This window comes from Vibrio fortis, assembly GCF_000695685.1.
Classification (GTDB): Bacteria; Pseudomonadota; Gammaproteobacteria; order Enterobacterales; family Vibrionaceae; genus Vibrio; species Vibrio fortis_A.
Map to the genome: position 1 here is coordinate 144,259 of NZ_JFFR01000013.1, position 18,868 is coordinate 163,126.

The 18,868-nt window shown below is 43.9% G+C and carries 17 protein-coding genes and 2 pseudogenes; 9 read left to right on the top strand and 10 right to left on the bottom strand.

The features are described 5' to 3' along the window. Positions 1-173 precede the first annotated feature (173 nt). The 3 genes and pseudogenes from dddP to VFDL14_RS23940 form a co-directional block, all read left to right on the top strand. Positions 174-1,511, top strand: a complete 1,338-nt coding sequence (dddP, locus tag VFDL14_RS13590; RefSeq protein WP_032550763.1) for a dimethylsulfonioproprionate lyase DddP — start codon at positions 174-176, stop codon at positions 1,509-1,511. Positions 1,512-1,520: 9 nt separating this feature from the next. After that, entirely contained in the window at positions 1,521-3,122 is a 1,602-nt protein-coding gene (locus VFDL14_RS13585; RefSeq protein ID WP_032550764.1) for a BCCT family transporter, read from the top strand. 177 nt (positions 3,123-3,299) lie between these two features. Next, positions 3,300-3,494 (top strand): annotated as a pseudogene (locus tag VFDL14_RS23940) (flavodoxin family protein); the annotation flags it as partial. Between the two features lie 218 nt (positions 3,495-3,712). Here VFDL14_RS23940 and VFDL14_RS24935 read toward each other — a convergent pair. From VFDL14_RS24935 to VFDL14_RS13570, 4 genes and pseudogenes are all read right to left on the bottom strand, one after another. Further along, positions 3,713-4,200 (bottom strand): annotated as a pseudogene (locus VFDL14_RS24935) (redoxin domain-containing protein). A gap of 181 nt (positions 4,201-4,381) precedes the next feature. Continuing rightward, positions 4,382-5,038 (bottom strand): DsbA family oxidoreductase, encoded by a 657-nt coding sequence (locus VFDL14_RS13580; RefSeq protein WP_032550765.1) that lies wholly within the window; start codon positions 5,036-5,038, stop codon positions 4,382-4,384. A 69-nt stretch (positions 5,039-5,107) separates the two neighbouring features. After that, entirely contained in the window at positions 5,108-5,674 is a 567-nt protein-coding gene (locus VFDL14_RS13575) for a carboxymuconolactone decarboxylase family protein (RefSeq protein WP_032550767.1), read from the bottom strand. A gap of 10 nt (positions 5,675-5,684) precedes the next feature. After that, the gene (locus VFDL14_RS13570) at positions 5,685-6,269 is read right to left on the bottom strand and encodes an NAD(P)H-dependent oxidoreductase (RefSeq protein ID WP_032550769.1); all 585 of its coding nucleotides are present in this window, start codon (positions 6,267-6,269) and stop codon (positions 5,685-5,687) included. A 302-nt stretch (positions 6,270-6,571) separates the two neighbouring features. Here VFDL14_RS13570 and VFDL14_RS13565 point away from each other — a divergent pair, with 302 nt between their 5' ends. Then, positions 6,572-7,786, top strand: coding sequence for a low temperature requirement protein A (locus VFDL14_RS13565; protein ID WP_032550770.1), 1,215 nt, complete (start codon positions 6,572-6,574; stop codon positions 7,784-7,786). A 64-nt stretch (positions 7,787-7,850) separates the two neighbouring features. After that, positions 7,851-8,597 (top strand): ion transporter, encoded by a 747-nt coding sequence (locus VFDL14_RS13560; RefSeq protein WP_032550771.1) that lies wholly within the window; start codon positions 7,851-7,853, stop codon positions 8,595-8,597. A gap of 261 nt (positions 8,598-8,858) precedes the next feature. Here the strand turns inward: VFDL14_RS13560 and VFDL14_RS0123115 are convergent, their stop codons facing one another. The 5 genes from VFDL14_RS0123115 to VFDL14_RS13545 form a co-directional block, all read right to left on the bottom strand. Further along, positions 8,859-10,154, bottom strand: coding sequence for a TRAP transporter large permease (locus tag VFDL14_RS0123115; protein ID WP_032550772.1), 1,296 nt, complete (start codon positions 10,152-10,154; stop codon positions 8,859-8,861). Next, positions 10,151-10,681: a TRAP transporter small permease gene (locus VFDL14_RS0123120; RefSeq protein WP_050487390.1), complete on the bottom strand. Its 531-nt coding sequence runs from the start codon at positions 10,679-10,681 to the stop codon at positions 10,151-10,153. Before VFDL14_RS0123120 ends, VFDL14_RS0123115 begins: the two co-directional genes overlap by 4 nt. A 15-nt stretch (positions 10,682-10,696) precedes the next feature. Beyond that, positions 10,697-11,701, bottom strand: a complete 1,005-nt coding sequence (gene dctP, locus VFDL14_RS13555; protein WP_032550774.1) for a TRAP transporter substrate-binding protein DctP — start codon at positions 11,699-11,701, stop codon at positions 10,697-10,699. 81 nt (positions 11,702-11,782) lie between these two features. After that, positions 11,783-13,273 carry a CoA-acylating methylmalonate-semialdehyde dehydrogenase gene (locus VFDL14_RS13550; RefSeq protein ID WP_032550776.1) on the bottom strand — a complete coding sequence of 497 codons (1,491 nt, stop codon included), beginning with the start codon at positions 13,271-13,273 and terminating at the stop codon, positions 11,783-11,785. Between the two features lie 15 nt (positions 13,274-13,288). Beyond that, on the bottom strand, positions 13,289-14,608 hold the full coding sequence (locus VFDL14_RS13545) for an aspartate aminotransferase family protein (RefSeq protein ID WP_032550777.1): 1,320 nt from the start codon (positions 14,606-14,608) through the stop codon (positions 13,289-13,291). 151 nt (positions 14,609-14,759) lie between these two features. Here VFDL14_RS13545 and VFDL14_RS13540 point away from each other — a divergent pair, with 151 nt between their 5' ends. From VFDL14_RS13540 to VFDL14_RS0123125, 4 genes are all read left to right on the top strand, one after another. Then, on the top strand, positions 14,760-15,698 hold the full coding sequence (locus VFDL14_RS13540; protein WP_032550778.1) for a LysR family transcriptional regulator: 939 nt from the start codon (positions 14,760-14,762) through the stop codon (positions 15,696-15,698). A gap of 213 nt (positions 15,699-15,911) precedes the next feature. Beyond that, positions 15,912-16,661, top strand: coding sequence for an AAA family ATPase (locus VFDL14_RS13535; RefSeq protein WP_235201684.1), 750 nt, complete (start codon positions 15,912-15,914; stop codon positions 16,659-16,661). A gap of 67 nt (positions 16,662-16,728) precedes the next feature. Continuing rightward, positions 16,729-17,199 carry a GNAT family N-acetyltransferase gene (locus tag VFDL14_RS13530; protein WP_032550780.1) on the top strand — a complete coding sequence of 157 codons (471 nt, stop codon included), beginning with the start codon at positions 16,729-16,731 and terminating at the stop codon, positions 17,197-17,199. Between the two features lie 27 nt (positions 17,200-17,226). Further along, the gene (locus tag VFDL14_RS0123125; RefSeq protein WP_050487391.1) at positions 17,227-17,703 is read left to right on the top strand and encodes a hypothetical protein; all 477 of its coding nucleotides are present in this window, start codon (positions 17,227-17,229) and stop codon (positions 17,701-17,703) included. A 151-nt stretch (positions 17,704-17,854) separates the two neighbouring features. Here VFDL14_RS0123125 and dsdC read toward each other — a convergent pair whose 3' ends face one another. Continuing rightward, entirely contained in the window at positions 17,855-18,796 is a 942-nt protein-coding gene (gene dsdC, locus VFDL14_RS13525) for a DNA-binding transcriptional regulator DsdC (protein WP_032550878.1), read from the bottom strand. Positions 18,797-18,868: the final 72 nt, after the last annotated feature.

Here is an 18,868-nt window from a genome sequence, read left to right on the forward strand (position 1 = left end):
ACTATTGGAATATAGACATTCAAGGTCAATTCAATCTAACTGGTTGTTTAATTGGAGGATTCATTACCGAGTGAATTTTGTTCTTAGGTATGGGACTTTATTTCCATCATTCACCAATAACATTGCTGTAACATTAAATCCAATTAATACGGTGGTTTATTAAGGGAAATAAAATGACAAACCAATTTGTACTTGGCTCCAATCGAAAAATAGATCCGTCACGTCGACGTGCCGCACAATTAAAACCAGATGGAAGCGTGAACGACAATGATCGAGTCGAAATTGGGCCTACTGCTCTTGCATTCCAAGAATGGGCTGACCTAGGTCTCACTCCCCCAAATCTACAGAAAATGCGAGAGTATCGATTAAAACGCATTGTAGACCAGTTGCAAGCCCGTGATTTGGCAGGGGTGTTATTATTTGATCCTTTGAACATTCGATATGCAACAGATTCCACCAACATGCAGCTTTGGATTGCACACAACCACGCTCGTGCTTGTTTTGTATCTGCAGAGGGCTACATGATTCTTTGGGATTTCCATAACTGTGAGCATTTATCTGCACACCTACCGCTTGTGAAAGAAGTACGCAATGGAGCGTCATTCTTCTACTTCGAAACTGGAAATCGAACCAATGAACACGCTCATCATTTTGCAAAAGAGATTGCAGACATCGTTAAGCGTCACGGTGGTGGGAGCAATCGTATCGCTGTAGACAAGATAGAGATTGTTGGTTTACGTGAGCTCGATAAACAAGGCCTTGATATCTTTGATGGCCAAGAAGTGATGGAGCTAGCTAGAGCAGTCAAAAACATTGATGAGATCAACGCAATGCGCTGTTCGATTGCTTCGACAGAGATTGCAATGAAAAAAATGCAAGAGGCAACTGTTCCTGGCGTCACTGAAAACGATATTTGGTCGGTGTTACATGCTGAAAACATTAAGCGCGGTGGAGAGTGGATTGAGTGTCGAATCCTGTCTTCAGGACCTCGTACAAACCCATGGTTCCAAGAGTGCGGCCCGCGCGTAGTTAAAGAAGGAGAGCTGTTAGCTTTTGATACCGATCTTATTGGTCCTTATGGATTCTGTGCAGACCTATCACGCACGTGGCTAATCGGTGATGTAGAAGCTACCGAAGAACAGAGACATTTATACCGCGTGGCCTATGAACATATCCAACACAACATGGAAATACTAAAGCCAGGTATGACATTCGAAGAAGTCACACGCTCTGGACTTTTACTTCCTGAACAATACCGACCACAACGCTATGGAGTAATGATGCACGGTGTCGGTTTATGTGATGAGTACCCTTCAATACGATATCCAGAAGATCTAGAAGGTCATGGGTATGACGGTGTATTGGAGCCAGGCATGGCACTTTGTGTTGAGGCATATGTTGGCGCAGTTGGCGGCAAAGAAGGGGTCAAATTGGAAGACCAAGTCATTATCACAGAGGATGGGTTTGAAAACCTAACGAACTACCCATTTGAAAAAGAGTTATTAAAGTAGGAGCAGCACATGACATCCGTACCTAAAAACACTCATAAATTACTAGTAAGCGCAGGAGCTGGGATAATTTTAACTCTGTGCTTTGTCTATGTATTACTTGCTGCAGAAGCAAGCACTGACATGTTCTCAAATCTGAAAAACTATATCGCGCATAAGTTTGCCTGGTTTTATATGGGCAGTGTCGCATTGTTTATCTCTATCTTAATTTTTAGTGCATGTAGCCGTGTTGGAGATTTAAGGCTCGGTAAAGATAATGAGAGACCTGAATTTTCAGGGTTTGCATGGGGTTCGATGCTCTTTAGCACTGGGATGGGCATTGGGCTTGTCTTTTTCGGCGTCGCTGAGCCTGTTATGCACTACATGAACCCTCCGGTCGTTGAGGCTCAAACCGATGTCGCAGTCAGAGAAGCAATGAATATCACCTTCTTTCACTGGGGAATCAATGCATGGGCTATTTACACCATTGTAGCGCTTGTTATTTCTTACGCAGCCTACCGTAAAGGCCGTCCACTAGAAATGCGAAGTGCGTTTTACCCAATCTTTGGCGAGAGAATCAACGGGCCATTGGGCGTAGCCATTGATGTCTTTGCTGTGCTCGCCACAGTGGTTGGTATCGTTACCCCTTTAGGATTTGGTGTTCAGCAAATAAACGCTGGCTTAAATTACGTACTTGGCGTCGAGATCAGCACAGGCAATCAAATTGTTCTGATTACAATCATTGGAGTAATGACATGTATTTCGTTAGTACTTGGCCTGAAGAAAGGGATTAAAGCGCTATCACTCATCAATATTTGTGTTGCCATTGGGCTAATGACATACGTCTTTTTGGCCTCTAATACCACCTTCATCCTTAACTCAACCGTTGAAAATATTGGCAACTATTTAGCGAGCTTTGTACCACTGTCGTTTGATACTTATGCCTTTACCAACCCTGATTGGTTTTATGGTTGGACTCTCTTTTATTGGGCGTGGTGGATTGCCTTTGCTGCACCAACTGGATTGTTCATCGCTCGCATTTCACGCGGTAGAACAATACGAGAGTTCGTAGTTGGTGTACTAGTTATTCCTGTAGGTTTTTCTTTTGCATGGCTGACAATATTCGGTAATAGTGCGTTGGATCTTATTCATAACCAAGGTATTGAGGAGCTAAGCACTGCTGTAATGACAAACTCTTCATCAGCACTGTTTAAGTTTTTTGAGTTGGTATCTGATTGGAGCCTGCCTAGTTACCTAGCACTATTCAGCATTTTCGTATTCTTTATCACGACCTCAGATTCGGGCACGCTTGTTATCAATACACTGACATCAAAAGACGAAGACAATGCTCCGATTTCACAACGCATTGGTTGGGTCATTGCTATTTCTGGTATCACTAGCTTGTTGTTAATGAGTGGAGGTATGACAGCTATTCAATCACTACTCGTTATTATGGGATGTCCTTTTGCCATTATGGTTACGATGATGAGTTATGGGTTTATGAAATCTGTGTATCTTGAAGTATATGCTCCGGCAACCAAAACGAGAGGAGCGGAATTGGATGAAGTGATTAGAAAAGCAGAGCAAACGGAGATTGAATATAGGAAAGCTCAAGCTATCCATGGTGGTAAGTAATCATATTGAGTTAGATTTATTACGTTCCGTAATATAGACGTTTCACTGACTATACAGCTCTCCTCACTTTTAAGTTCCTCCTTAGAGCTACTTTTGAGTAGGAGAGCGCTTAAGCTCCCGTATTTCCTTTATATATCTGCCTCCCAAAAGCTTGGGAGATAATTTAAAACCTTCACTAGCAAATACATGCTTTCATTGATATTCATTGCACCAATAGAATCTTTGGATGATTAAGTGTTCCATATGCACGCTAACTTTCGCTTCTTTGGTATGTCAGCATTGCCGACTTTTGCTTTTTATTACGTTATGAAGAATGGCGATATTGAAGATGATTCTGCACGCTTTAAATCGTACCTTAACGAGCTATTTTAATTAACAAGAGTAGATAAGGTTCGTTAATTACCTCAACTGGAAACTAATTTATTTGCAGCGCAGTTATACTATAGTGTAAGACTTAAAATAGATATTTGTGACTTCTTTTAATGAGTAAGCCCCAGCTATCTGGTGACTTGGTTGGTGGGTTATATAGAAGCAAGAGTATAGGCAGAACCAAAAGGACGTAAGAATGTTATCAATACCTTCTTTGAGACTTAGTAGTCTAGCGTACCTCGGGTTGGGTAATGGTTATTTGGATTACGAATCCACGCTAGACCGCGAGTTAATACGTCAAGAGCTGGTCTTACAAACGGGTTGTTTGATAGGTCAGCTACATGCTCATTGATGACAAATAACCCTGACACTGCAAAGTTATGGTCAATTTCTGCTTGAGAACGTGGAAGAGAGGATGAGAAATAGAGAGCCCTAACGTCTTCATTTGTTGCTCACTTAGACCATCGGCAATTGGGAAACTGATATCGAGCTTTCTAGAGGGTACTCTAATTGTTATTATTAATCGTCGGAGACGGCTAAAATATCAACACCTGTATCACTAAAGGCTTGTTTGTAAGTCTAAATTTCGTTAAGGCATTTGATGCAAAGCGGGCAATGCTCACCGCGACAGATAAACACCGCTTGCTAAGCTTGTTGCTTCTAATCTAGGGAAGGGAGCGACGACTTTTAGCTTCTGTGGGTGCGTCACCTCGACTCTTTGACTTCAATTTGCCACTAAGTAGATCAAAAGATAACTCACAAAGAGCCAGTTGCATACGATATACTTTTAGTAACCTAGCTGTGAGCTTGAATTCACGCTGCTTATCCAGAGCTCAACTCGATAAACAGCATGAGAACATCTACACTGTCTGGATGAAAACAGCAAATCGTTAGTCCGCGCCCATCTTAGCCATCAGCTCAGACAGAATTTGTTTGTAACCTTCAACTGGGTGTGCACCAGAAATACCAGATTCACGGTTGAAGACGACCGTTGGCACACTTGAAACCCCCATTTGCTGCCATTGCTTCTCTGCGTTACGGAGCGCACTGCGTCGCTGAGTGTCGTCAAGCCAATGCATTCCTTCATCTGCATCAAGACCAACAGAGATAAGCTCTTGTTTCAGAATTTCGCGGTCAGATACATCTTTCTGTTCACTGAAAAATGCCTTGAACAGACGTAATTTTAGCTCAGTCTGTTTGCCAGACTCTTTCGCATAATCAAGCAGAATGTGGGCATCGAACGTATTCACCATCTTCATTTCATCAAAGTAGTTGAATTCAAAGCCATGCTCTGCACCAATGGCGGCAATGCGGATACGAGCATTCTTACTCTCTTCAACTGTACTGCCATACTTACGGGCCACGTGCTGACGAAGGTTTTCTCCATCAACAGGCATATCCGGATTGAGCTCAAAAGGTTGCCATTCAATCTCGATGCGGTCTTCAATGCCAAGCTCTTTAATAGCGGCTTGTAAGTGGTTGTAACCAATAATGCACCAAGGGCAAACGACATCACTAATAATGTCGAGTTTAATCATATTACTCATGATGATTCCTTATTAGAAAGCACTGTAGGCGTTACGCAAACAGTGCCTTGAATGGTGTTAGATTAATTATTAGCGCTCGCTAGGATGCGTCCAAGCATATTTTTGGAATGGCGCATCTGGTTCAGTATGTGCGATTGCGTTTGTAAAGTTTGAGATAAGCTTCGCAGACAACCCCGTAAGTACTTCAAGTGCTTGACGCTTAGTGAAACCAGCATCTAGGAAGGCTTGCAGTCTTTCATCACCAATATGTCCGCGATTATCAAGTAGCTCTTTGGTAAAATCGTGCAAAGCTTGGAGCTTCGTATCTGGTATTGCTGTACCTTCGCGCAGTGCTTCAATCACTTCATCTGGCATTTTGCCTGCTTTCATCATCCATGTATGACCCGGAACGCAGTAGTGACAATTGTTTTCAAAATTTGCTGTCATGAAGACTACCTGCTGCTCTAGCGGGCTGAATGTTGTGTTGTTCATAAACAGTTCGAAAACCGTGTTGTATGCTTCATATGTTGCGGGTGCTTCGGCAAGAACAGCATGTAGGTTTGGTAGCATGCCAAATCCTTTCAGAGACTGTTCCACCAGAACTTTAGACTCTTCAGGCGCAGTTTCTGCATCATAGTAAGTAAATTCAGTACTCATGGTTTTCTCCTTAGAAGTTAGCGTCTAGGTGTGCTTCAAAACGTGCGAAATCATTTTCGATGTCACCATTTTTCATTACGTCATAACACGCAAACGTTGGTAGTGCAGACATACCAAAGAAACGGAAGTTTGCGTGCATATGGAACATCAAATCATCAACACTTCGGCCTTGGAACAAGTACTCATTGTCATCATTAAATGATTCTTCCGGTGCGTTGAATGTGAAAGACAACATGTATTTTGTGTTAGTGCGAGTGCCGCCCGTACCGTAGTTTTTCTTAGGTTCTTCTGCGCTGCGACCATCAAATGCACAAAGAGAACCACCCATACCAGCAGTGAATACATCGTCCATGTATTTTTTAAATGACCATGGAATCGTCATCCAGTTAACAGGCGACTGAAGGATCACGCGGTCTGCCCATTCAAAGTGTGCCAGTTGCTCATCAACAACAATTTCGTCGTGCATGGTAACAACACGAACCTCATGACCTTTTGACTCTAACGTGGTGCGAGCTTTCTCGACTAGAGCAGCATTTAGCTTACCTTCAGAAAATGGAGATGGCTCGTGTGCGTTAATGATTAGAATGTTACTCATGATAATTAACCCTTCAATAAATTGACTGCTTTACAAAGCGAAGATGATTTCGCTGCCTTGCGGTTTATTATGGTTACCTGGAGTTAGACTACAACTAGTTAACTTTTAGTAACCACCATAAATCTCAGTCAAATTGACAGTAAGTTAATGTTTAATAGTTGTTTTATTTTTTTTGAGGGGTAAGCGCGGGCGTAGGTAAGCAAAAATAGGTTACTAAAAGTACACTACTTGAAGTATCTCAGGAGGTTACCATAATAAACCGTATAAACAGAATAGAGCACCAATCTATAGGACGTAACTGTATGGATTTATCCCCAAAACACCCACTGTGGCGCAAACCAAAACATCATCTTGATACCGATAGCAGCAATGATCATGTGCATTGGATTGAGCTTTTCTACGATTTAGCGCATGTGGTATCGATTTTTGTTCTTGGGAACTTCTTAAGCCATCATCTTGGCTTTGGAGGATTTGTGATTTTCGCTGCTCTGTTTACTGTGATCTGGTTTGCGTGGTTTGACTTAAGCCTTTTTAACTCCATTTATGTCAGCACCGATGTCCAGCACCGTTACATTATGGCAGCGCAGATTATCACCATTATGATCATGTCATCAGCGATAGTGCATATTGATGGCGCTGGTTGGGTTTATTTTGCGATAGGTTACGCGATAAACCGAGCGATTATGTCGCTGCTCTATTTCAGGGCTAAAACGGTAGAGGATAATGAAACCTGCCTACCAAGTCGCATGTCTCGAAACTTTTCCATTGGCTCAGTCATTTTCTTTATTAGTGCGTTTCTTCCTGCACCATACAGCCACATGGTCTTTGCTGCCGGGATGGTGATTTTAGCGGCGTTGTATGCCGCTCCAAAAGTGGGCGTACTTTACAGCAAGCGATTCTTACCGCGCTTTGGCCATATGGCGGAACGTTTTGCACTGCTATTACTAATCGTTGCTGGTGAGGGCTTCTTTAAGCTTGTCATCACTCTTGCAGAAAAGGGCATCGATAATGTGGTGGGTGATGTGTTTGTTAATTACGCATTTGGTGGTCTCTCTATTTTCGTTTTATGTTGGATCTATTTTGACTTTGTTGGCAATGGTAAGCCGCGTGATAATGAGTCAAAAACACTGGTTAAATGGACTATTTCTCACCTGTTCTTGATGCTTTCTGCTGTCATGATAGGTGTTGCACTGTCAGCGGAAGTAAAGATTGGCTTTATGGATCAATACCCATTCAAATATGCGTTGATTGGTTGTTTAGGCTTGACAACATATCTGTACTGCTTGCTTCAGATTCAAAACGTGATTGAACTTCGCACTGCCCATCGTTTTGCTACTGCGAAAGTTCGTTATATCGGTATTGCGCTGTGCTTTGTGACGCTTGCTATTGTGTCGTTTGTTCCTTCAATTGTAGCCAATGTCATGTGGGGAACCGCACTGTTCTCTCAGATCGTCATTCCTGTGAGGACCGCATTTAAAACCCTGACTCAAGAAACTGAGCAAGAAGCCGGGCAATAGCTCGATCAAGCCCATTTATTTGAACTGCAGGGCGATCTACTCTGCGGTTCACTGGATTGCCATAATGTATCGACCAAAAGTACCGGAACAAATCACAAGCTTTCAATTAGCAGTCTTAATGTTGTCTTTGTTTGTTGTGATCTCGTTAACCGTTGAACTTATCTTTAAGTTACCGCCAGAAATTCTTAAGATATTGATATACGTAGATACCTTTATTTGCGTGATCTTCTTTATCGATTTTGTGCAGCAGTATCGCGCCGCACCATCAAAGCTTGAATACATGAAATGGGGTTGGCTTGACCTTATCTCTTGCATTCCGTTGATGGAGATGAACCAGTTTGCTCGGTTGATTCGTGTGTTTCGCCTAATTCGTGCAATAAAATCTATCTCTATGATTTCTCATGCAATCAATGAGAACAAAGCGTCGACGTCGCTGCATTTTATGGTGGTGACTTCATTGATGATGATGGTGTTTGGCTCGATTTATATTCTCTATCTTGAGAAGGACATGCCGGGGGCCAATATTCACACTGCTGGTGATGCGTTTTGGTGGACATTCGTCACCATCACGACGGTTGGATATGGAGACTTTTTCCCCGTGACTTTAGAAGGGCGCATTGTTGCCATTATCTTAATCACCACCGGCGTTGGTATGTTTGGTAGCTTTACCGCCGTTCTCGCCTCTTGGATAATGGACTCTTCTAACGAGCGCAAGATGGAGGTTCAGGTCTTAGAAGAGGTGAATGCTCTCAGAGCAGAGGTTCGGGAATTGAAGGTAGTACTAAAACAGCAAGCTGAGAGAAATAAATAGTATGCTATCACGTGACAAGACTTGCCATAACTTGTAGTTATTCCTGAGTCGCTAATGGAAGGGTATTCTAAACTCATAAATGTCCAGAAATTCGCTAGACTCCAAAACAGTTTCAATCTTTAATATGAAAACGCCTCCAAGTAACGGAGGCGCTTTTGTATCTAAATCTCTTGCGGATTAAAAAGCATTACATTCGAGCACAAAGTGATCTGTGATATTCAATGACTGCATGCCCAATTCTCAGTCAATTCCATAACAAAATCAAAGCAGTACGCTTGGCAGGTATAAAGAAAGACTCGGAATGAAGGTTACGATGAGCACCATAGGCAGATGTCCAAGCAGAATCAGCTTCATGGTTGGTTTAATGTATTTGTCGAGCGAGAGCTTAGCCACTCCCCCAGCCATGAACAGCATAGGCGCGCACGGTGGCGAGATGTTCCCCAATCCTAAGTTAACGCCCACGATAGCAGCAAAATGAATCGGATCGATGCCTAGTGCCTTAATGATTGGCAGGAAAATAACCGCAGCAAGAATACTTCCGGAAATATCGTCTACTATCATGCCTATCAGCATCAACAACACATTGATCAATAAGAGTAATACCAATTTGTTATCGCTAATCTGCAGCAACGCATCCGCGATCTGATTCGGTATTTGCTGAAATACCATTGCGCGACTCATGACAAATAAAAAGAACAACACTGCGATAATGGATCCTGTCATCGCTACTGAACTGACAGTAATATCCATTAGCTGTTTAAAGCTGATGCCTTTGTACACCATAAGTCCAATGACAACTGAGTACACCACAGCAATAGATGCAGCCTCAGTCGGTGTCGCCAAGCCACTGTATATGGTGCCTAAAATAATGATTGGCATAAGAAGAGCGAACGTTGCTTTTCTTCCGGTCTGTTGGATATTTTGAAACTGAGCTTTATAAGACTTGGGTTTATGTACTTGGATACCCTGCTCATTTCTCAAGATGAAGTGGTTGAGTACGCAGTACCAGAGAGCGAGTAACAGCCCCGGAACTATGGTCGAAAGGAACGCTGCTCCCACAGAAATACCGCTAGTAATCGAGAATATAATCATAGGGATGGATGGCGGTATCAACAACGCCAATACCGACGAGCAAGCAACCAAACCAGTGGCGTGCCCTTCTGGGTAACCCTCTTTGACCATTCGTGGAATCATGATTTTGCCAATAGCAGCGATGGCGGCCGTCGAACTTCCTGAGATAGCTCCAAACAGAGTACAACTGATCACGGTCACAGCTCCCAGGCCACCTTTGATGCGCCCAACAAACGCATTAATGAAGTTGAGAATACGTTCAGAGATGCCACTTTCGGCCATGACAAAACCGGAAAAGATAAACAATGGCAACGCTAACAGTGAAAAGCTGGCTACTGTGTTATAACCATGCGGTAGCAAGAACGAGATGTTACTACCGGTGATATAAGAAAAGAGTAGTGCGCCTACCCCAAAAGCAAATGCCACAGGGACACCGATCAGCAGCAGCACGACTGTGACTGCCATTGCGAGAATAAATAAAGTCATGATCTGCCCTCCGGTTTAAACAGTTCGCGAACGTCACGACCAATATCGAGCAACAAATAGAGTGAAGAAAGGACAAAGCCAAACACCATCGAAGAAGACCACACCCAACGAGGCCAAGCTAGGTTGGTGCTTAGCCGTCCCCTGTCATAAATTTTCATCACATATTCCATAGCAAGATAAGAGAAGAACATCAGTGCGCTGAGAGAGACTAGATATCCAAACAGCTTAATCAGCTCGATAGTCCTTGGATTATTGACGATAAGATGAATGACTCCCCCTGTGATATGCTCTTTCGTCTTAGTTGCGTAGGCCATACCTGAAAAGTAAACCCATACCCCAAGTAACAATGCGACTTCTTCGATACCAGTAAATGGAGAATCAAACACGTAGCGCAGGATTACTTGAAAGAACATCAATAGTGACAAGCTAATAACCGAGCTAATCATTATGAATCGAAGTAACATTTCTAAGAAATCACACACGCTGTAAAAAGCAGGCACATCACGTTGTGCAAGAGAGTCATTCATAATTGCCTCACATCACTACTTCTGAACACCGGAGACGGAATAGACTTGATCCATGATGTCTTTACCTACCGTTTTCTCCATACTTGGCCATTCGTTGCTGTAAATACTGGCCTTCGCTTTATCCATTTGCGCGTCAGTAAGTGAGACTACTTTGATGCCCGCTCCTTTTACTTTCTCAAGGTAATCAGCGTCAATTTGTTCTGCTTTTTGCCAAACAACTTGCATGGTTTTGTCTGCCGCTTGTTGCATCTTGTTTCGCTCTTCGTCTGGCAATCCGTCCCACCAATCTTTGTTCACCAGAAAGAACCCTTGCTCAAAGTAATCTTTGGTAAGGATGTAAGTCTCTAGTACATCACGCATTTGCCAGATTTCGATCGAAGGGCCAAAACCACGGCCATCAATCACGCCAAGTTGAAGAGAGGTGTACAATTCGCCATAGGGCATGGGTACCGCTGAGAATCCCCAGTCTGCAAAACGGTCAACCGCGACAGGCACATCGACCGTACGAATTTTGAGCCCTTTGGTATCTTCAGGGAACTCGACAGGCACTTTCCCCACCCCTTTTCGAATAGCCATAGAGCCAAAACCCGTCGGTACGATACCAAGAGCATGAAGGCCGATATCAGCAAAGATGTCGTTGTAGATATCGAGCATCCCACCTTTCAGACCATAGATCTGTTTAGCGCTGTTCCAATCGTCGGCAACGTAACCGAGCCAGGTCAGATCAAGGCGTTTATCGAACTCAGACGCACCAAATGAGATGGTCATCGGGATCACCCCATCAACCGCTTGCTCGAACTGAGACTGCCAATCACCGAGATCGCCCCCAGAGTGATATTGAGGTGTGTAATCAGAGCCTGTTTCCTTAAGCTCTTGCATGAACGTCTCAGCGGCATAGTTAAAGATGTGGTCGTTTGGATAAGCTTGAGCCAAAATGAAACGCTCAGCGGCTGCGTTAAATGCCACACATGAACTGATCGCTGCGAGTGCTACAGACTTGAATAACTTGTTAGTTTTCATAGTTCCTTCCTTGTCAAAAAGACGGCTTAATAAGGCATTAAGCCGGTAGAAAGATGAGTTAGAACAACTCATTAGGGAAATTTAGCTTGGGAATGAGTACTTGATACCTTCACGCACACCGGAAGATGGCCAGCGTTGAGTGATGGTTTTACGGTCGGTGTAGAAGCGAATCGCATCTGGCCCATAGATACACAGGTCGCCAAATCGCGATTGCTTCCAGCCACCAAAGCTGTGGTATGCCACAGGGACAGGTAGAGGGATATTAATGCCGACCATGCCCACTTTAATTTCGTCACTAAAGTAGCGCGCCGCTTCACCATCTCGGGTAAATAGACACGTGCCGTTGCCGTATAGGTTGTCATTAATGATTTGCACGGCTTGATCCATTGACTCAACACGAATCACTTGCAGCACTGGGCCAAAGATTTCCGCTTGGTAGCTGGTCATTTCCGTGGTGACATTGTCAATCAAAGTCGCGCCGACGTAGTACCCTTCCTGACAGCCAGCCACTTCGATGTTGCGTCCGTCGACAACAAGGCGAGCCCCCTGCTCAACCGATGACGTAATATGTTCTTCGATACGTTGTTTATGCTCTTGACTGATAACCGCACCAAAGCTGTTCTCTTTCTCGGCATAGTGGCCAACTTTTATAGAACTCATCTGCTCTGTCAGTTTGGCAATCATTGCATCTGCAACTTCATCTCCAACCGCCACTGCAACGGATAGCGCCATACAACGCTCGCCAGAAGAACCAAAAGCAGCTCCAATCAGTTGGTCCACGGCGTTATCCAAATCGGCATCAGGCATCACAATCGCATGGTTTTTCGCACCACCTAATGCCTGGCATCGCTTGCCATAACGCGCGGCTTCTTGATAAACGTAATGAGCAATCGGTGTTGAACCCACAAAGCTGACAGCTTCCACTCGTGGATCTTCTAGCAGTGCGTCTACCACCAGCTTATCGCCATTTATTACATTGAACACACCATCTGGCAGGCCAGCTTGTTGAAGAAGTTGTGCTAGAAATAGCTGCGCTGAAGGCACACGTTCAGAAGGTTTGAGAATAAAACTGTTACCGCAAGCGATCGCCATCGGATACATCCAAAGCGGGACCATCGCCGGGAAGTTAAATGGCGTGATACCAACAACGACCCCAAGTGGCTCGAATTGACTCCAAGAATCAATTTGGCCTGCAACATCTTTACTGAATTCACCTTTAAGCAGTTCAGGAACCCCGGCAGCATACTCAATATTTTCAATCCCGCGGATCAATTCTCCCATCGCGTCGTGGCTTATCTTGCCATGCTCTTTACCTATCAACTCGCACAGTTTTTCTGCGTTGTCTTCAACCAACACTTTAAATTTAGCGAAGATCTGAGCGCGTTTTGCTGGTGGGGTTTTACGCCAATCTTGTTGTGCTCGCTGAGCAATGGTGATGACTTCATCGACCAAGGCTCTATCAGCCATTGCCAACTTAGACTCCACTGCTCCTGTTGATGGGCAGTCGACATCTAAGAAATTCTCACTGGTTTCTACCACGCGTCCATTAATATAGTGACCAATAATGTTCATTACCTTCTCCTTGTCTTATTTGTTCTCAATGCTTTCGCCTAGTGCATTAACCAGTCGATCAATCTCATCGGGGGTGGTGATAAATGGGACGCCCAGTTGAACCGTATCGCCGCCATATCGCAGGTAGAACCCTTTATCCCACATGCGCATTGCCACTTCGTAAGGTCGTTTTACTGGTGAGCCGTCTTTATGTGTCAGGGTAATTCCAGCAGCTAATCCGTAGTTGCGGATATCGCTGATGTAGGGAAGATCACGCAGGGAGTGGACCGACTCTTCAAACTGAGGAGAGAGGCCATTCACTCGTTCCATGATGTTTTGATTTTCGAGTTCGTCGAGCGTGGCCATTGCAGCGGCACACGCAACCGGAGATGCGGAATAGGTGTATCCATGAGGGAATTCAATCGCGCTGATATCGCCACTGTTTGCCATGAAAGCGTCGTAGATTTCACTTTGGCAGATCACAGCACCCATCGGAATAATGCCGTTAGTTAACTGTTTCGCTGTGGTCATAATGTCTGGCGTGACGCCAAATTTCTCTGCGCCACTGTAAGCACCCATTCGTCCAAACGCGCAGATGACTTCATCAAAGATCAGTAAGATATTGTTCTTATCACAGATCTCTCGAACCTTTTGCAGGTAGCCCACAGGAGGTGGCAACACGCCAGCTGAACCTGCAACGGGTTCAATAATCACCGCGGCAATATTGCTGGCATCATGCAAAGCGATCATTTCATTAAGCTGCTCAGCTAAATAAGCCCCTTGAGCTGGTAACCCTTTTTGAAACTCGTTACCGGGAATGATGGTGTGCGATAAGTGATCGGTATCCAAGCCTTGCCCATAAAGTGCCTTGTTGCCAACGATGCCACCGACGCTGACTCCACCAAAGTTCACTCCGTGATAGCCTTTGACGCGGCCGATGTACTTGGTTTTGCTCGCCATACCTTTCTTACGCCAGTATGCACGTGCCATTTTCAGAGCCGTATCGACAGATTCTGAGCCATCATTGGTAAAGAACACTTTATCCAAACCTTTAGGCATCAAGTCTGCAATCCGTTCCGCTAACTCAAATGCAGTGGGGTGACCAAATTGAAACGAAGGGGCGTAATCTAATGTGGCCAATTGCTTGGTTATGGCTTCATTAATATATTGATTGTTATGGCCTAAGCCGCAAGTCCATAAACCAGACAGCGAATCATAGATCTTGCGATTGTTTTGATCGGTAAAGTAGCAACCTGACGCAGAAGTCATTAATCGCGGATTACTTTTAAACTCACGATTCGCCGTAAACGGCATCCAGAGAGAATCCAACTGATTCGGGGTGAGTGCTCCATTCATGTTAACGTTCCTTTTTATCTGCCGTTACGACATCCAGCCAAAACAGCAATTAAACAAAGTAGTAACATTTACTTTACATACCACCTTGCTCGCATTAAATTGCATTTACCAAAACGTAAGTTTGCTTATTTCAAACTAACTAGAGATAGCAATGGCTAAGAAAACGATTAATCAATTTTCCCACTCTGATTTACGCCTACTGAACATCTTTAAAGTGGTGGTTGAGAATAATGGCGTTACCCCTGCCCAAGACGTACTAGGCAAAAACAAAGCAACCATCAGCATCGCGCTGTCAGATTTAGAAACTCGATTTGGATTTTCCCTTTGCCAAAGGGGGAGAGGCGGCTTCAAGCTAACACCTGAAGGGGAAGTGATTTATCGTGCCTACTTGGCCCTGCATGAAGGGATTGATAACTTCACTAATGTGATCAATTCCATCGATGAAACCACCCGTGGCGAGTTACGTATCTACATCGACGACAACTTTATTAATCACCAAGAGATGCTGGTCACCCACACCTTACAGAAGGTCAGCCAAAAGTTTCCCAACATTAACCTGTACCTCACTATGGGAAGCAGCCAAGCTGCGAAAGAGAAGCTCAGTCATGATGAAGTCGACATTGCCGTCATGCAGAGGACAACGCCTGACGCCGGATTGACCTATCTCGACCTGTACAAAGAAAAAGAGTATTTGTACGCGTCAAGCAACCACACCATTTTCAGGCGCAGCTATCTCGACATCAGTAAAACGGATATTTTGCAGCTGCCGACAATACAATCGAACTATTCTAATAGTGTTGAGTGGTCACGCTATAACACCAAGGCGACGACCGACGATAAAGAAGCAACGGCTTTCTTGATTTTGACTGATGAATTCACTGGCTACTTACCGAGCTTCTACGCCAAACAATGGCTAGACAGCGGTCGAATGAAAGCGTTAAGACCACAGGACTTTAACAACCACATTGATTACTGCGTCGTGATGAAAACAGCGCGCAGCAACGAACTGCTCATCAAAACCTGGCTCGATTGTTTTGATGATATATTGAGGGAAAAAGGTTACGTCACAAACTTTGAGGCTTTACGTTGAAATTAGCCACGCCCTGCACTAATACGTCTTGATAAGATATTTCTCTCGTTACATTGCTTGAGACTCCCTCATTCGAAGCTACAGAACTCAAACATCCGAACAATAATCAATCAAATATGCACATTGTTTTATAAAATCTATTGAATGTTATTGATATTGGTGATATTTCTCGAAAGATCATATCGTTGGATAACGAGCGTATCGATTTACAACATGTCACACAAGGAAAGCATGAGCTTCGAAGACAGACCATATCTTAGAGAAATACAGCTAAAGCGCGACAACATTAGTGACTTCGAAAGCTATCCTTTCTCTATTCCTGCGGTCAAAGAATTAGACCATCTCGAATTTCATCCTGATGTCACCTTCTTCGTCGGGGAGAACGGGACAGGGAAATCCACTCTTATCGAGGCGATTGCCGTTTCGCAAGGATTCAACCCAGAAGGAGGGACGAAGAATTCAACTTTCTCGACCAGCCGTACGCATTCAGAGCTGCACGAATTCATCAAGCCGATAAAGAGCTTTAAGCACCCTAGAGACGGTTATTTTCTTAGAGCAGAGAGCTTCTACAATGTCGCAACCTTGATGGACGAAACTGGATATTTACAAGGTTATGGAGGCAGATCTCTTCACCAGCAATCTCACGGTGAGTCTTTCATGGCAACATTAACCAATAAGCTTCGTGGGAACGGGTTATACATCATGGATGAACCCGAGGCTGCGCTATCACCAGCCCGTCAAATGGCTGCTGTATCAGCGATACATCAATTGGTGGAAGAGAATTCTCAATTTATAATCGCTACACACTCCCCTATTTTGTTAGCTTACCCAAGAGCCAAGATATATCAGTTCTCCAATACGGGAATCTATGAAGTCGCGTATGAAGACACTGAGCATTACGCGATCACTAAAGACTTTCTCAATCACCATCAGCAAATGATGAAGATCTTAATGGAAGACTAATGTGTAACAAGGTCAACCAGAAGAAGTAAAAGTTATTCTGTTCTGATGCTTGAAAGAAAGGGGAAATATGAAAATTGCATTTCGGCAGATAAACTTGGATGACTTCGAATTATGCGTCGCTGCGAGAAAAGATGCGTACTTTTGTAGTTTTGGGCATTACGTCGGCTTCAACGACTTCATCAGTGGTTATCGCGAACGAGTCTTTGATCGCTTAGCAACATCAGGATGGTTCTATATCCATATATTCGTGGATGGTCAGTTTGCAGGGCAGTTAGAGTTTCGTAGTTTTTCACCTGAACCAGACACTGGTTATATACATCTTATTTACTTAACACCGAATTTTCGTGGGTTAGGGCTCGCTCCTAAAGTGCAGGAATATGTTGTAGGCACTTTGAGTAAAGCAGGTTGTTTGAGAGCGGTACTTTCAGTAAGTCGGACTAGCTCTCGAGCTCTTACATTCTATAAGCGCCATGGTTGGGAGTTCGTACGTAAGAATCCCAAGCACGTTGAAACAGACTTTTACCAACTTTGGCTATGAGATCAATAAACGGTTTAAGAGAGATTTATGAAAGAGCTTTTATTGCTGGTCTTAACTTACGTTATTTTCTATGGCATGACCTTTTTAGATAAGGACTTATCCGATTTGTCTCATAAGGTGGGTGTTGTGAACATAAAATCGGTCGATTGCTACTCAATTGGACGGAGTACAATCTGTGATACGATTTTTAGCTTGGGTTCAGAACCTGATTTGTTCACTGCCGATGGTGATATATCATCAAGCTTCGTTAAGGAGGGGTATTACTATAACCGCAAGGTAGAAGTTCTGTTCATACCTCAACAATCAGTAGAAGGGATGCCACCATTTAATGTTAACCACATTATTAAAAATGGTTACTCAATCTATGGTTCAACAAAATGGTTGAGTCAAGGTGGTTTCTATTTCTTCAACGCTACCATTTTAGGGCTACTTGCACTTTGGGTTATCGTTAGACTGAAACGCTTTGACAAAAAGGACAACAAATTGCCCAAGTACGATTCGTAACACGTGGCATTTATACTGTGCATTGGTTTTAGTGTTTAAGGTAGTATGCATAGGTGTTGGTAAACAAACATTAAAATTTGTGGCAGCAGATCAGAGTGTTAGACCTCAACCCCTAACGTGTGTCTGTCTAACGACAGCCTTAAACCTTACTTCACTCCTTCCTCACCACCCCCTTCAACCATTCTACAAACAGATTCACTTTGTCCGATTTCCTCTCAGGTGAGGTGGCAACATAGTAGTGTTGTTTGCAGGTCACCTCGGTATTCGGAAACGGGGCAATCAACTCGCCTGACAAAAGCAGTGGTTCAATTAAGCTGGTTCTTCCCATGGCGACCCCTACTCCATGCTGCGCAGCTAGCACGGCTAAGTCAGAGCGATCGAAACTCATTCTAGAATATTGCTCAACACCTTCGAGGTCATTCGCATGTGCCCACACCTTCCATTCGTCTTCATTTGAGTCGTAATCCCACGCTTGGTTGTCATGCAGCAATGTGGCGTGACGCAGTTGCTCTACCGACTCTCTCAAGTTCAGCTTATCGGCATACTCTGGTGTACATACAGGAATAATGGTCTCTGAAAAAAGCGATTCGCACTTGAGATGTTTAGGCTGGTCGGCATCAAAATAGATCGCGACATCAATGCCATCTCCTTGAAGCTTTATATTCTCGTTACCTGTGAGCAATTTGAGCTCAATCGAGGGGTACAACTCATGGAAACGACGAATATTAGGTACTAACCAGCACTGCGCGAATGAAGGGCGGCAATACACTGTCAGCAGCCCTGAAACGTCACCATTTTGAACATCAAATACATCTTGGTTCAAGGCATCTAACGCTCGGCTCACCGACTCGTAGATGCGTTGTCCTTCTTCGGAGAGGATGATTTTTCGATGGCTTCGAATAAACAGTGAAATACCCAGCTCTTCTTCCAACTTAGTGATTCGATGTGAGATCGCGCTGGGGGTCAAGGCTAGCTCTTCCGCAGCCAATGAAAAGGAGCAGTGACGAGCCGCCACCTCAAAGGTATGCAGCTTCGACAATTGAAAGCTGTTTAATCGATTCTGCTTGGTGAACATATTGTCACTGGTATACATAATTTCCCCAACTTTCCACACCAATGGAAAAATCATCCTACACCATAGGTGTGAGATATTTTATCCTTAATT

What these genes read in the sequence shown, in the direction of transcription:
- dddP (WP_032550763.1), top strand. Translation starts at nt 174, where the DNA reads ATGACAAACCAATTTGTACTTGGCTCCAATCGAAAAATAGATCCGTCA.
- VFDL14_RS13585 (WP_032550764.1), top strand. Translation starts at nt 1,521, where the DNA reads ATGACATCCGTACCTAAAAACACTCATAAATTACTAGTAAGCGCAGGA.
- VFDL14_RS13580 (WP_032550765.1), bottom strand. Translation starts at nt 5,038, where the DNA reads ATGAGTAATATGATTAAACTCGACATTATTAGTGATGTCGTTTGCCCT.
- VFDL14_RS13575 (WP_032550767.1), bottom strand. Translation starts at nt 5,674, where the DNA reads ATGAGTACTGAATTTACTTACTATGATGCAGAAACTGCGCCTGAAGAG.
- VFDL14_RS13570 (WP_032550769.1), bottom strand. Translation starts at nt 6,269, where the DNA reads ATGAGTAACATTCTAATCATTAACGCACACGAGCCATCTCCATTTTCT.
- VFDL14_RS13565 (WP_032550770.1), top strand. Translation starts at nt 6,572, where the DNA reads ATGGATTTATCCCCAAAACACCCACTGTGGCGCAAACCAAAACATCAT.
- VFDL14_RS13560 (WP_032550771.1), top strand. Translation starts at nt 7,851, where the DNA reads ATGTATCGACCAAAAGTACCGGAACAAATCACAAGCTTTCAATTAGCA.
- VFDL14_RS0123115 (WP_032550772.1), bottom strand. Translation starts at nt 10,154, where the DNA reads ATGACTTTATTTATTCTCGCAATGGCAGTCACAGTCGTGCTGCTGCTG.
- VFDL14_RS0123120 (WP_050487390.1), bottom strand. Translation starts at nt 10,681, where the DNA reads ATGAATGACTCTCTTGCACAACGTGATGTGCCTGCTTTTTACAGCGTG.
- dctP (WP_032550774.1), bottom strand. Translation starts at nt 11,701, where the DNA reads ATGAAAACTAACAAGTTATTCAAGTCTGTAGCACTCGCAGCGATCAGT.
- VFDL14_RS13550 (WP_032550776.1), bottom strand. Translation starts at nt 13,273, where the DNA reads ATGAACATTATTGGTCACTATATTAATGGACGCGTGGTAGAAACCAGT.
- VFDL14_RS13545 (WP_032550777.1), bottom strand. Translation starts at nt 14,608, where the DNA reads ATGAATGGAGCACTCACCCCGAATCAGTTGGATTCTCTCTGGATGCCG.
- VFDL14_RS13540 (WP_032550778.1), top strand. Translation starts at nt 14,760, where the DNA reads ATGGCTAAGAAAACGATTAATCAATTTTCCCACTCTGATTTACGCCTA.
- VFDL14_RS13535 (WP_235201684.1), top strand. Translation starts at nt 15,912, where the DNA reads ATGTCACACAAGGAAAGCATGAGCTTCGAAGACAGACCATATCTTAGA.
- VFDL14_RS13530 (WP_032550780.1), top strand. Translation starts at nt 16,729, where the DNA reads ATGAAAATTGCATTTCGGCAGATAAACTTGGATGACTTCGAATTATGC.
- VFDL14_RS0123125 (WP_050487391.1), top strand. Translation starts at nt 17,227, where the DNA reads ATGAAAGAGCTTTTATTGCTGGTCTTAACTTACGTTATTTTCTATGGC.
- dsdC (WP_032550878.1), bottom strand. Translation starts at nt 18,796, where the DNA reads ATGTATACCAGTGACAATATGTTCACCAAGCAGAATCGATTAAACAGC.